Below are 12,253 nucleotides of genomic sequence, written 5' to 3' on the forward strand. Positions count from 1 at the left end.
CAGGAAGCAGCAGGCATGGCAAAACAATACGATGTGGCGGTGATCGGCGCGGGCGCGGCCGGGATGATGTGCGCGGCCGTGGCGGCCCAGAACGGCAAGCGCGTGGTGCTGATCGACCATGCCGTCAAACTCGCCGAGAAAATCCGCATCTCGGGCGGCGGTCGCTGCAATTTCACCAATATCAATGCCGCCCCGCAAAACTACCTGTCGCAGAATCCGCACTTCTGCAAGAGCGCGCTGTCGCGCTACACGGCCCAGGACTTCCTGGCGCTGGTGAAGAAATACCGCATCGCCCACCACGAAAAGCACAAGGGTCAATTGTTCTGCAACGATTCGGCCGAGCAGATCATCGCCATGCTGCGCGCCGAGTGCGAACTGGGCGGCGTCGAATGGCGTATGCCATGCAAGGTGGCCGGCGTGCAAAAACTGGAGAGCGGTTTTTCCATCGACACCGATGGCGGCGAACTGCTGGTCGATAGCGTGGTGGTGGCCACCGGCGGCCTGTCGATCCCGAAGATCGGCGCGACCGACCTGGGCTACCGCATCGCAAAACAGTTCGACCTGAAACTGGTGGAAACCCGTCCCGGCCTGGTGCCGCTGACCTTCGACGGTCCCAGCTGGGAGCCCTTCGTGCCGCTGGCCGGCATCGCGCTCGAGGTCGAGGTGAGCACGGGCAGCGCGAAAGGGAAGGGCTCGCTGCGCGGCCATTTTCGCGAAGATTTGCTGTTCACGCACCGCGGCCTGTCCGGCCCGGCGATCCTGCAGATTTCCAGCTACTGGCAGCCGGGCACGCCGATCGTGCTCGACCTGCTGCCCGAGATGGACGTGGCGGAGACCCTGATCGGCCTGAAGAAGACCGAGAAAAAGCAGCTGGGCAATGTGCTGGCCCAATGGCTGCCGGCGCGCCTGGCCGACGGCTTGCTGACAGCAAATGGCTTCGACCCAGCCGCGCGCTTGCCCGACATGGCCGACGCGAAATTGCGCAAGCTGGGTGACGCGATCAATCGCTGGTCCATCGTGCCGACCGGCTCGGAAGGGTATCGCAAGGCCGAGGTGACCCTGGGCGGCGTCGATACCCGGGAATTGTCGCAGCAAACCATGATGGCCAATAAGGTGCCGGGTTTGTACTTCATCGGCGAAACGGTCGACGTCACCGGCTGGCTGGGCGGCTACAACTTCCAGTGGGCCTGGGCATCGGGCGTCGCGGCAGGCTTGGCCATTGCCAATGGCTGATGTGTCAATTGCGGCACACCGCAGTTGACGGCGTGATAAACGCTTCCATTGATCGAAAAACGGTGCTAGAATTTCGTTCTTATCTAAATCCAACGGTTTGATTTTTACATGACCACTATCCGCCTTAAAGAAAACGAGCCGTTCGAAGTCGCAATGCGTCGCTTCAAACGCACCATCGAAAAAACTGGTCTGCTGACGGAACTGCGCGCACGCGAGTTCTACGAAAAGCCAACCGCAGAGCGCAAGCGCAAGCTGGCAGCTGCCGTGAAGCGCCACTACAAGCGCATCCGCAGCCAGCAACTGCCGAAGAAACTGTACTAATTACAGCTCAGCCGGCCAAGACCCGGTGACGGCCATGTCTGTCCCGGCGAGTCGCTGATGTCCGCAAACCCGCTTCGGTTTCGCCGCAGCGGGTTTTGTCGTTTGTGCCACGCCATAGCCGGTCTCGTCAGTGGCGTCGCACATCCAGTCACACCACCGAATACGGAGATTCCATGAGCTTGAAAGAACAACTGACCGAAGATATGAAAGCCGCGATGCGCGCCAAGGAAAGCGGCCGCCTGGCCGCCGTGCGCCTGATCATCGCCGAAGTCAAGCGCAAGGAACTCGACGAGCAGACCCAGCTGGACGACACCCAGGTGCTGGCCGTGATCGAAAAGATGATCAAGCAGCGCAAGGATTCGATCACCCAGTTCGAAGCCGGCGGCCGCGCCGACCTGGCCGACGTCGAGAAGGCCGAGATGGCCATCCTGTCGACCTATATGCCTGCCGGCCTGTCTGACGAAGAAATCGCCGCCGAAGTCGCCGCCGCCGTGGCCGCCACTGGCGCCAGCGGTCCGCAAGACATGGGCAAGCTGATGGGCGTGCTCAAGCCGAAGCTGGCGGGCCGTGCCGACATGACCGTCGTATCAGGCCTGGTCAAGAAGGCCCTCGCCGGCGCTTGATTGCCACATGCTGTTCCCGCGCGCTACCGTGCGGGGACATCATCTTGTTGCATATCAACTTGCAGCAAGCGCTGCGGTATAGTCTGACTCTAGACAAACACTGTGTAACGCCAAGTGATTCCGCAAACTTTCATTACCGATTTGCTCAACCGTGTCGACATCGTCGACATCGTCGGCCGCTACGTCCAGCTGAAAAAGGGCGGGGCCAACTTCATGGGCCTGTGCCCATTCCATAACGAAAAATCCCCCAGCTTCACGGTCAGCCCGACCAAGCAGTTCTATCACTGCTTCGGCTGCGGCGCCCATGGCACCGCGATCGGCTTCCTGATCGAGTATTCCGGCATGGGCTTCGTCGACGCCGTCAAGGACCTGGCCCAGAACGTCGGCATGATCGTGCCCGACGCCGACGACCGTATCCCGCCGGCCCAGCGCGCCGCCCAGCAGGCGCAGACGCTGGCCATGACCGATGCGCTGACCCAGGCCTGCAATTTTTACCGCGCCCAGTTGCGGGATGCGCCAAATGCCATCGCCTATCTCAAGAACCGGGGGCTGACGGGCGAAGTGGCCGCTCGCTTCGGCATGGGCTACGCGCCGTCCGGCTGGGACAGCCTGCGCGCGATCTTCCCCGACTACGACGCCCACGTGCTGGTCGAATCCGGTCTGGTGATCGACAAGGTCGACGAGCAGGGCAATCACCAGCGCCGCTACGACCGCTTCCGCGAGCGCGTGATGTTCCCGATCCGCAATACCAAGGGCCAGGTGATCGGCTTCGGCGGCCGGGTGCTCGACGGCGGCGAACCGAAATACCTGAACTCGCCCGAAACGCCGCTGTTCCAGAAAGGCCTGGAACTGTACGGCCTGTTCGAGGCGCGCCAGGCGATCCGCGACGCCGGCTACGTGCTGGTGACCGAAGGCTATATGGACGTCGTTGCGCTGGCCCAGTTGGGCTTTCCGCAAGCGGTCGCCACCCTCGGCACCGCCTGCACCACGACCCACGTGCAAAAACTGCTGCGCCAGACCGACGACGTGATCTTCAGCTTCGACGGCGACAAGGCCGGCCGCCGCGCCGCGCGCCGCGCCCTCGAGGCCTGCCTGCCGCAGGTGAGCGACGACAAGACGATCAAGTTCCTGTTCTTGCCACAGGAGCACGATCCGGACAGCTTCGTGCGCGAGCGCGGGGCCGAAGCATTCGAGCAAGAAATTGCCGACGCGATGCCGCTGTCGCAATTCCTGCTGCGCGAAGTGACGCAGGAACATGACCTCGACACGCCGGAAGGGCGCGCCCACGCCCAGTTCGAGGCCAAGCCGCTGCTGCAGGCGATGACGCCGTCGAGCCTGCGCCTGCAGATCGTGCGCGGCCTGGCCAGCATGACCCAATCGACGCCGGCGGAGATCGAAAGCCTGTTCGAGTTGTCCAAGCCGGTGGCGACCGCGCGCCGCGCGCCGCCGCGCCAGGGGCGGCCGGAGCCGGTGGGACTCGAGCTCAAGATGCTGCGCATCCTGGTCGCGCACCCGCACCTGGCCCTGCTGCTCGACGAGCAGGCGCTGCAGGCCTTCGATTATTTTGGAGAAGAAAGTTCCGATCGCCTGCGCCACCTGGTCGAGACCGCGCAGGCGCTGGGCGAACACGGCACCTTCGCGGCCCTGTCCCAGCAGCTCAGGGAAGTGACGAATGAATACGACGCGATGATCGCCGAAATCGCGGCGGAGCCGGAAAATGAGGTCGATGGAGACCGCATTGTTCTGTTAAGTTCTGTGCGACAGATCAAGATGGATTCGTTAAAACAGGAGCTTAACCAGTTGTTTTCTTCTGGATTGACCCCAGATCAGGTGAGTGCTCGCTACCGCGAGATTGTTGCTCAGCAGGACCTTCTGGCCCGCGAGGCTGCTGCCGAGATGGCACCCCGATGATCACCTGGCTCCGCCCTGGACTCCCAGGCGCTCGCAACTGGAAAAAGGTGGGGTGCGTGCTATAATAAAACGCTAACTATTGCAACTGTTGAAACGATTTTCGGTTCAATCGGACGCGTGGTGTTTCAGTTAGCGAGGCCCATGGATTTGTGCCTGCAGGATGATGTAAGGTAACAAAACTTTATTTTTAACCATCGTAAAGTTAGTCGTTGTGACATCGAAAGCGCCTGTGCCAACCAAGAAACCCGAAACCAACGTGGCTGCGAAAACCACGAGAGCGTCTGCCGCCAAGGCGGACAATTCGCAAGACAAGGCCGAGGTTCGTACGGCGAACCCAGCGCCTGTCAGCCAGACGACCGATGCGGCTACCCTGGCCGCGATCGACACGTCGGGCTACGTCCTGCCTTCCGTCAAGGTGCCGGGACGGCGTGGCCGCAAGCCGAAGGAATTCACCCCCGAGAACGACGAGATCGCCGCACTGAACGCGGTCGAGCGCGCCGAGCTGAAGGCGGCGGACAAGGCCAAGGCCAAGGACCGCAAGGCCAAAGAAAAAGCGCTGCTGAAAGATGCGTTCTCGTCCGATACCGAAGCCAGCGAGGAAGAGCTCGAGCTGCGCCGCAACAAGCTCAAGGCCCTGATCAAGTCGGGCAAGGAGCGCGGCTTCCTCACGTATTCCGAGATCAACGACCACCTGCCCGAGAACATCGTCGATCCGGAAGCGATCGAAGGCATCATCGGTACCTTCAACGACATGGGCATCGCTGTGTACGAGCACGCGCCCGATGCCGAGACGCTGCTGCTGTCCGATAACGTTCCGAACGTCACGAGCGACGACGAAGCCGAGGCTGCCGCCGAGGCCGCGCTGTCGACGGTCGACTCCGACTTCGGCCGTACCACCGACCCGGTCCGCATGTATATGCGCGAGATGGGCTCGGTCGAGCTGCTCACGCGCGAAGGCGAGATCGAGATCGCGAAACGCATCGAGGATGGCCTGAAGGACATGATCCAGGCGATCTCCGCCTGCCCGGTGACCATTGCCGAGATCATCGACGCCGCCAACAAGATCGAGCGCGACGAAATCAAGATCGACGAGATCGTCGACGGCATGGTCGACCCCGAGGAAGGCGAAGAGACGTCGCCGAGCGCGGTCGCCCCAGCCTCGACCGATTCCGATGAGGATGAAGAAGACGAAGAGGACGCCGAAGAAGAGGAAGAGGAAGAAGAAGCCTCGACCGGCACCGGCGCCGCCGCGGGCTACTCGGCCGAGCAGCTCGAGGCCCTGAAAGCCGCCGCCCTCGGCAAGTTCGACGAGATCGGCCAGCAATTCGACAAGATGCGCAAGGCCTTCGAGAAGGACGGCTACAACTCGAAAGCCTACGTCAAGGCGCAAGAAGCGATCTCCAACGAGCTGCTGGGCATCCGCTTCACGGCCAAGGTGGTCGAGAAGCTGTGCGACACCTTGCGCGGCCAGGTCGACGAAGTGCGCCACATCGAGAAGCAGATCCTCGACGTCGCGGTGAACCGCTGCGGCATGCCGCGCGCCCACTTCATCAAGGTCTTCCCGGGCAACGAGACGAACCTGGAATGGGTCGACGGCGAAGTGGACGCCGGCCACGCCTATAGCGCCATCCTGGGCCGTAATATCCCGACGATCAAGGAACTGCAGCAACGCCTGATCGACCTGCAGGCGCGCGTCGTGCTGCCATTGCCAGACCTGCGCAACATCAACCGTCAAATGGCGGCTGGTGAAATGAAGGCCCGCAAGGCCAAGCGCGAAATGACCGAGGCGAACTTGCGTCTGGTGATTTCGATCGCCAAGAAGTACACCAACCGCGGCCTGCAATTCCTCGACCTGATCCAGGAAGGCAATATCGGCCTGATGAAGGCGGTGGACAAGTTCGAATACCGTCGCGGCTATAAATTCTCGACGTACGCAACGTGGTGGATTCGCCAGGCGATTACCCGCTCGATCGCGGACCAGGCGCGCACGATCCGTATTCCGGTGCACATGATCGAAACGATCAACAAGATGAACCGGATCTCGCGCCAGATCCTGCAAGAGACCGGCGCCGAACCGGATCCGGCGACCCTCGCGATCAAGATGGAAATGCCGGAAGATAAGATTCGCAAGATCATGAAGATTGCGAAAGAGCCAATCTCCATGGAAACGCCGATCGGTGACGACGACGATTCGCATCTGGGCGATTTTATCGAGGACAACAACACCCTGGCGCCGTCGGATGCGGCCCTGCACGCCTCGATGCGCGGCGTGGTGAAGGACGTGCTCGACTCGCTGACGCCACGCGAAGCCAAGGTGCTGCGCATGCGCTTCGGCATCGAGATGTCGACCGACCACACGCTGGAAGAAGTGGGCAAGCAGTTCGACGTGACCCGCGAGCGGATTCGCCAGATCGAGGCGAAGGCGCTGCGCAAGCTGCGTCACCCATCGCGCTCGGACAAGCTGAAGAGCTTCCTCGAGGGCAGCAGCTGATTGGTCGTGAAGGCTTGACGTACTGGCAGTAAAGGCAATATGCTCTCGCCACTTCGCTCATCTGGTGTCCAGCCGGTGAGCAGGTGGCGAGTTCACTTTCCACCGTACCAGTTTCTGGGCCTCTAGCTCATGCTTGGTTAGAGCAGCGGACTCATAATCCGTTGGTGCCGTGTTCGACTCACGGGAGGCCTACCAACAAAGTTGAAGGGTTACGCAATTGCGTAACCCTTTTTACTTTGCGCTGTGCAACTCTTGGCACACGCGAGAATCGTTGCCGGTAAGGGCTGGAGCGCATGCCAGCGCAGGGCCCGGCTTGCCTTGGCGCTCTTTGACGGGGCCGCAAGATATCCAGCCGCGCTTTGTCACTCATACTGCTTTTCTGGCACGACCAATTGCAAAAACGACAAATCCCCGGTGTTTCGGGGATTCCTGAATTTATTCGCTCACGCAACCTTATTGGCGGCTAAATCCCATCCACCAACCGTCGAGCCGCCACCGCCACCGCCGATTTTCTGTTGCGTGTATTTCCATTTCACTTTGGAGAATTTCAGGCTCACATGCTCTTGTAAAATCGCGCCTGCCTCGATGCCGGGTGAAATTGCGCCGATCAGGATATTTTCCAGGTCTATTTCGAAATACTTGATTGGGTTTCCGTTGCCGTCGGCGCGCATGAATTCGAACTTTGCTTTTGGAATGGTCTTGCCCATCGCGCAGGTCTGCATAAGAATTGGCGATGACAAGTCCGCCATTTTGCTGAACGTAACCTCTTCGAGCTCGACTCTTTCTGCCGTATGGCCCCCGCCGGTCGATGCGGTTGCGCTACGGGGTTGAATGAGTCCCCAATTCACCGATGTACATTCAATCCAGTCTCTATGCTTGTCGTCCTGCGACTCGCCTTTGATCCCATCGATTTGCAAATAGACGTCAATTGCCATGATTCCTCCAGTATTGTTGAGCTGACTATGCTGCCTTAACTAATGCAGAGCCTGCTTGTGAGACATCAATGACTCTGATTTCCATAATGATAAGTTGAGCATTTCTTTCGATTATGGAGCTAGATATGAGTAGCAACAATCCCAAGTCTCCACGACCCAATGCCACAATGAAAATGTCGCCGGATGGACGTGCCCGTCTTCGGGCGACCGAAAAGGCCATATATCGGTATTACAACGATATGGGGAAAAACAAGGGGCATTGCACTTGGGGCGTAGGTATCCTCGCTCACAGAGGTGTTTGCACAAAAGAAGAGTTGGGCAAGAAGGTATCAGTCAAGATGGTTGACCAAGAATTTGAGCGAAAGATTGCGGAGACGGAGGCAATCATTCACCGCAATATCACTGTTGCACCTAATCAAGCTCAGTTCGATGCGCTTTGCAGTCTGGCTTATAACGCGGGCGCGAACGGATCCAGAGAAACTTTTAGATTTGTGAATCGAGGAGATTTTGCCGGTGCTGCCAACAATATGTCGTTAATGATCAAGGTTACTGTAGTCGAGAAAGGAAAAAAGAAGCTGGTGATAGCTCCTGGGTTAATCAAGAGGCGTGCCGAAGAGAGCGCACCATTCCGAGCTGAAAAAGCTGCTGCCACTAGCAAATGAGGAGAATTACAAATGTCAGTCCCTGGACTTATAGCCTTGATACGCGGCGCCATTTTCCTGCAATTTTTCTTGGCGCTCACTCTTGTGGCGTCGCCTTCAGTCAACGCATCAGATTCGATAGAACGTATCGTAACGGGGCAATGGCGATTTACCAAGCCGATTGATAGCGCTGACATCACATCACTTGATGAACGCGAAGCAGCGCAACTAGTCGGTCATATTTTTACGATAAGGAAAGATAAAGTCGCGTTCGGTGACCAAGATTGCGGAGATACGGAATTTGAAGCGCAGAAAGTTGAGCCGACCTTGTATTTGCGTAAAGGATGGAATTCGAACGTCGAAGGACTCAAGCTACCCAATCCGGTCACGGCTGTTGAAATAAGTTGCACTACGGTTTTTATCTTGAATCGGAACAGGCTGGTTATATTTTGGAAGGGCTGGTTCTTTGATGCCGTCCGAGTAAACAAGTAAGCAGCGGGCTGTGTTGAGTCCAATTAATGTGCTCTGAGAAATTGCCACAGTAGCGAGCACTTTGATTGTCATTAAAGCCCGTTCAAATCGATTCCCGCTCACGTTCAGATGTGTAAGCATCAACATGGCTTGCTTGCCTGTCAATTTGAACGAGCGGAGGGGACGTGAACACTGCAGCGGCATCCCGTCATCAGAAACTCACCGACTACCGTCCCGATATCGACGGCTTGCGCGCGGTAGCAGTCATTGCAGTAGTGCTGTATCACGGCTGGCCAAACTATCTGCCCGGCGGTTTCATCGGGGTAGACATCTTTTTCGTCATCTCCGGCTACCTCATTACCTCGATCATCCTGTCTGCACTGGAACAGGATCGCTTCAGCATCCTCGAATTCTACGCGCGCCGTGTCAGGCGTATTTTTCCGGCACTGCTACTCGTCCTTGTCGCCACAGTCGGCTTCGGCTGGATCGTCCTGTTACCCGATGAGTTCAAGCAGGTCGCACGACATGTCAGCGCGGGTGGGTTGTTCGTCTCCAATTTATTGCTCTGGAGCGAGGCCGGCTACTTCGACAACGCAGGATTGACCAAGCCCTTGCTGCATCTGTGGTCGCTCGGGATCGAGGAGCAGTTCTATCTGCTGTGGCCCTTGATGCTCTGGTTGATGGTCAAGTACAGGACCGGAGTCCTGGTCCTGCTGTGCACCGTGTTTGCCGGCTCCTTCATGGCCAACCTGGCGCTCACGGCGAGCGACGCAACGGCCGCTTTTTACTCTCCGGCGACACGCTTCTGGGAATTGATGACAGGTGGCATAGGAGCCTATCTGCACCTGCGTTTCCGCGACTGGTCCGGCCGCTGGGCGCAGTTGGCCTCGATCGCCGGTGCGCTGTTGCTGGTCGCGGGCTTTGCCTTCATCGGCACGCAAGACGCTTTCCCGGGCTGGTGGGCGCTGCTCCCGGTTGGTGGAGCATTCCTGCTGATCATGGCTGGTCCTGACACAGTCATCAACCGTAAGCTGTTGAGCACGCGTCTTGTCGTCGCAACAGGCCTGATCAGTTATCCCCTCTACCTCTGGCACTGGCCCTTGCTGTCGTATGGCTTGATCGTCAATGGCGAAAAGCCCGGTTTTCTCGTTCGCGCCGGTTTGGTTGCTGCGGCTTTCGTGCTTGCCATCCTTACCTACCGCTTCCTTGAATTGCCAATACGTAGAGCAAGTGTGCGCGGCCGGACGGTACGCACGCTTGCCACCGGCATGGCCGTGATGGTGCTCGCAGGTGTGCTCATCCACGCGGGCTTCATTCGGGAACGTCTTCACGCGCCAGGCGCGGAAATCTACCTCAATGCGCTCAATGACAGCGATTTCCCGGGCGCCAGACTCAGTCCCCTTCGCTATGGGAATTCCTTGTTCCAGAAGGTGGATGGCCGCGCGCCTGGCGTGACCGTTTTTCTCGGCGATTCGGTCATGGAGCATTATGGTCCGTTCATTGGACATGCCGTTTCGGACCAGCCTGGACGGTTTCGTTCGGCTGTTTTCGCCACACACGGAAGTTGCCTGCCGATTCCTCATGTCATCCCTTTGCCGAAATACAGATACATCCGCTGTCTGGCGACGGTGGAAGACGGCTACGCGTTTGCCAAGCGTCCGGAAGTCGAAGCGGTCGTCGTGGGCGCCGCCTGGTCCGGCTATTTCCAGGACCCTCATGGCGGGAGCCTGGCGTTTGATGATGGCGTCAAGCTGCTGGAGTTTCCCGACCAGCTTGCGAAAGAAGAAGCTTACCGCACGCTCGCGCGCAGCCTGCAGGAACTGAAGGCACTGGGCAAACAGGTATTCCTGTTGCAGCAGCCGCCAACGGGGCCATCGTTCGACCCTCGGAACATGATCACCGGGTCGCGGTTCGACAGCATCAAGCCACTGCCGCGCATTGAACCGCTCAAGCTCGATCGATTCATTGCAGATAATGCGGCATCGCGAAACCACATCATCGAGATCGCACGATCCGTCGGCGCGGAGCTGATCGACCCCAGTACATCCCTGTGCAAGGACAATATGTGCCCTGTCCTCGGCGCGGACGGCGCGCCGGCGTACACCGACACCATGCATATGCGGCCTTCATACAGCCGCTCCGCCGCGCAATATCTGACGCAAACGATTAGCCCGCGCCTTGCCGGGCAAACCGACCTTCGCGTGTCGACGGCTCCCTAGCTGAGAAGGACCGATCTGCGCGTGGACGGCGGCATCGACATCCGTGCCGGAACGCAGCCTGAGCTCTGCGCCTCACCGCCAGCATCCGCGCGGCGCGGGCAAGTGCGTGAATGCGATGAGAAACAGCTTTTGACACGGCTCCGTACACGTCATTTTCCCAGGATCGCGTCGAGACTGCGAAGGCGCGAGACGTCACAACGAAACACGCCGGCACGCCACGACCGCATGCGCCATGCGACGCCATTGCTCGAGACGTAACACTGAATTGCGTCCAGCGCCGATTCTCCTCCCAGCCCGGCCGCGCGACACTGCTGGCGTCACCTGTCACGGGTAACGCCAGCAGTGCCGTTCTATTCACGACAATGAACCTGAAAGAGGATGATCATGACTGCTCTTCGCCTCCATCGCGTGGGCCTTGCGCTCACCGCCTGCGCGACGCTGTTTGCCGCGCTGATCCAGCCAGTCCACGGCGCCGCGCCGGCCCCGGCAGCGCCGGCGTCACGGGCCGCGGCCACCGTCAGCTATCACAAGGTCGACGTCGACGGCGTCAAGGTTTTCTATCGCGAAGCCGGCCCGAAGAACGCCCCGGCCATCCTGCTGCTGCATGGCTTCCCGACCTCGTCGCACATGTTCCGCGAGCTGATCCCGAAGCTGGCCGACCGCTACCGCGTGATCGCGCCCGACTATCCCGGCTACGGCCAGAGCGACCAGCCGCCGATGGAGCGCTACACCTACAGCTTCGACAACCTGGCCGCGACGATCGACAAGTTCACCACCAAGCTTGGCCTGACCCGCTACGCCATGTACGTGATGGATTATGGCGCGCCGATCGGCTATCGCCTCGCCGCCAGCCATCCGGAGCGCATCAGCGCCATCGTGGTCCAGAACGGCAACGCCTATGACGAGGGGCTGGACAATCCGTTCTGGGCGCCGGCCAAGGCCTACTGGAAGGACAAGAGCGAAGCCAACGCGGCCAAGCTGCGGCCCCTGTTCGAATTCGACGCCACGCGCTGGCAGTATGCCGAAGGCTACCGTGACCCTGCCGGCCACGTCAGTCCCGATTCCGCCGTGCTCGACCAGGCCTATATGGACCGCCCCGGCAACAAGGCGATCCAGCTCGAGATGTTCTACAGCTACGGCACGAATCCGCCGTTGTATCCGGGCTGGCAGGCGTATTTCCGCAAGCACCAGCCGCCGATGCTGATCGTCTGGGGCAAGAACGACAAGATCTTTCCGGCGGAAGGCGCCACCCCCTATCTGCGCGACCTGCCCAAGGCCGAGCTGCACCTGCTCGACACCGGTCATTTCGCGCTGGAAGAGGACGGCGAGCAGATCGCACGCCTGATGCGCGACTTCCTTGGGCGCACGGTCAAGCGCTGAGCCGAGAGAGGTCGAGGTCGCACTCATG

The 12,253-nt window shown here is 59.6% G+C and carries 10 protein-coding genes and 1 tRNA gene; 10 read left to right on the forward strand and 1 reads right to left on the reverse strand.

Going from position 1 to position 12,253, the window contains the following annotated elements; genetic code table 11:
- Window positions 1–15 precede the first annotated feature (15 nt).
- The 6 genes from ABIB42_RS14750 to ABIB42_RS14775 all read left to right on the forward strand — a co-directional run bounded on the left by ABIB42_RS14750 (window position 16) and on the right by ABIB42_RS14775 (window position 6,774).
- A complete protein-coding gene (locus ABIB42_RS14750) occupies window positions 16–1,233 on the forward strand; it encodes an NAD(P)/FAD-dependent oxidoreductase (RefSeq protein ID WP_005665406.1) in 1,218 nt (405 codons plus the stop codon).
- A gap of 108 nt (window positions 1,234–1,341) precedes the next feature.
- Window positions 1,342–1,554 (forward strand): 30S ribosomal protein S21, encoded by a 213-nt coding sequence (gene rpsU, locus ABIB42_RS14755; protein WP_005665410.1) that lies wholly within the window; start codon window positions 1,342–1,344, stop codon window positions 1,552–1,554.
- Window positions 1,555–1,727: 173 nt separating this feature from the next.
- Window positions 1,728–2,177, forward strand: coding sequence for a GatB/YqeY domain-containing protein (locus ABIB42_RS14760; RefSeq protein ID WP_005665412.1), 450 nt, complete (start codon window positions 1,728–1,730; stop codon window positions 2,175–2,177).
- Window positions 2,178–2,291: 114 nt separating this feature from the next.
- Entirely contained in the window at window positions 2,292–4,088 is a 1,797-nt protein-coding gene (dnaG, locus tag ABIB42_RS14765; RefSeq protein ID WP_005665414.1) for a DNA primase, read from the forward strand.
- Between the two features lie 256 nt (window positions 4,089–4,344).
- Window positions 4,345–6,579, forward strand: a complete 2,235-nt coding sequence (gene rpoD, locus ABIB42_RS14770) for an RNA polymerase sigma factor RpoD (protein ID WP_429248573.1) — start codon at window positions 4,345–4,347, stop codon at window positions 6,577–6,579.
- Between the two features lie 116 nt (window positions 6,580–6,695).
- Window positions 6,696–6,774 (forward strand) — tRNA-Ile (locus ABIB42_RS14775).
- 248 nt (window positions 6,775–7,022) lie between these two features.
- On the opposite strand, the gene ABIB42_RS14780 is transcribed toward ABIB42_RS14775, so the two are convergent.
- Complete coding sequence (locus ABIB42_RS14780) at window positions 7,023–7,514, reverse strand: Hcp family type VI secretion system effector (RefSeq protein WP_005665418.1); 492 nt, start codon at window positions 7,512–7,514, stop codon at window positions 7,023–7,025.
- 125 nt (window positions 7,515–7,639) lie between these two features.
- On the opposite strand from ABIB42_RS14780, the gene ABIB42_RS14785 reads away from it, so the two are divergent.
- From ABIB42_RS14785 to ABIB42_RS14800, 4 genes are all read left to right on the forward strand, one after another.
- Window positions 7,640–8,176 (forward strand): lysozyme, encoded by a 537-nt coding sequence (locus ABIB42_RS14785; RefSeq protein WP_429248574.1) that lies wholly within the window; start codon window positions 7,640–7,642, stop codon window positions 8,174–8,176.
- Between the two features lie 12 nt (window positions 8,177–8,188).
- On the forward strand, window positions 8,189–8,647 hold the full coding sequence (locus tag ABIB42_RS14790; protein ID WP_157225449.1) for a hypothetical protein: 459 nt from the start codon (window positions 8,189–8,191) through the stop codon (window positions 8,645–8,647).
- 164 nt (window positions 8,648–8,811) lie between these two features.
- Window positions 8,812–10,845 carry an acyltransferase family protein gene (locus ABIB42_RS14795; RefSeq protein WP_429248575.1) on the forward strand — a complete coding sequence of 678 codons (2,034 nt, stop codon included), beginning with the start codon at window positions 8,812–8,814 and terminating at the stop codon, window positions 10,843–10,845.
- Between the two features lie 384 nt (window positions 10,846–11,229).
- On the forward strand, window positions 11,230–12,225 hold the full coding sequence (locus tag ABIB42_RS14800) for an alpha/beta fold hydrolase (RefSeq protein WP_219861243.1): 996 nt from the start codon (window positions 11,230–11,232) through the stop codon (window positions 12,223–12,225).
- Window positions 12,226–12,253 lie beyond the last annotated feature (28 nt).

It is taken from the genome of Massilia sp. UYP32 (genome assembly GCF_050434365.1).
GTDB classification, from domain to species: Bacteria; Pseudomonadota; Gammaproteobacteria; order Burkholderiales; family Burkholderiaceae_D; genus Telluria; species Telluria timonae.

What these genes read in the sequence shown, in the direction of transcription:
- ABIB42_RS14760 (WP_005665412.1), top strand. Translation starts at nt 1,728, where the DNA reads ATGAGCTTGAAAGAACAACTGACCGAAGATATGAAAGCCGCGATGCGC.
- ABIB42_RS14800 (WP_219861243.1), top strand. Translation starts at nt 11,230, where the DNA reads ATGACTGCTCTTCGCCTCCATCGCGTGGGCCTTGCGCTCACCGCCTGC.
- rpsU (WP_005665410.1), top strand. Translation starts at nt 1,342, where the DNA reads ATGACCACTATCCGCCTTAAAGAAAACGAGCCGTTCGAAGTCGCAATG.
- ABIB42_RS14785 (WP_429248574.1), top strand. Translation starts at nt 7,640, where the DNA reads ATGAGTAGCAACAATCCCAAGTCTCCACGACCCAATGCCACAATGAAA.
- ABIB42_RS14750 (WP_005665406.1), top strand. Translation starts at nt 16, where the DNA reads ATGGCAAAACAATACGATGTGGCGGTGATCGGCGCGGGCGCGGCCGGG.
- ABIB42_RS14790 (WP_157225449.1), top strand. Translation starts at nt 8,189, where the DNA reads ATGTCAGTCCCTGGACTTATAGCCTTGATACGCGGCGCCATTTTCCTG.
- ABIB42_RS14780 (WP_005665418.1), bottom strand. Translation starts at nt 7,514, where the DNA reads ATGGCAATTGACGTCTATTTGCAAATCGATGGGATCAAAGGCGAGTCG.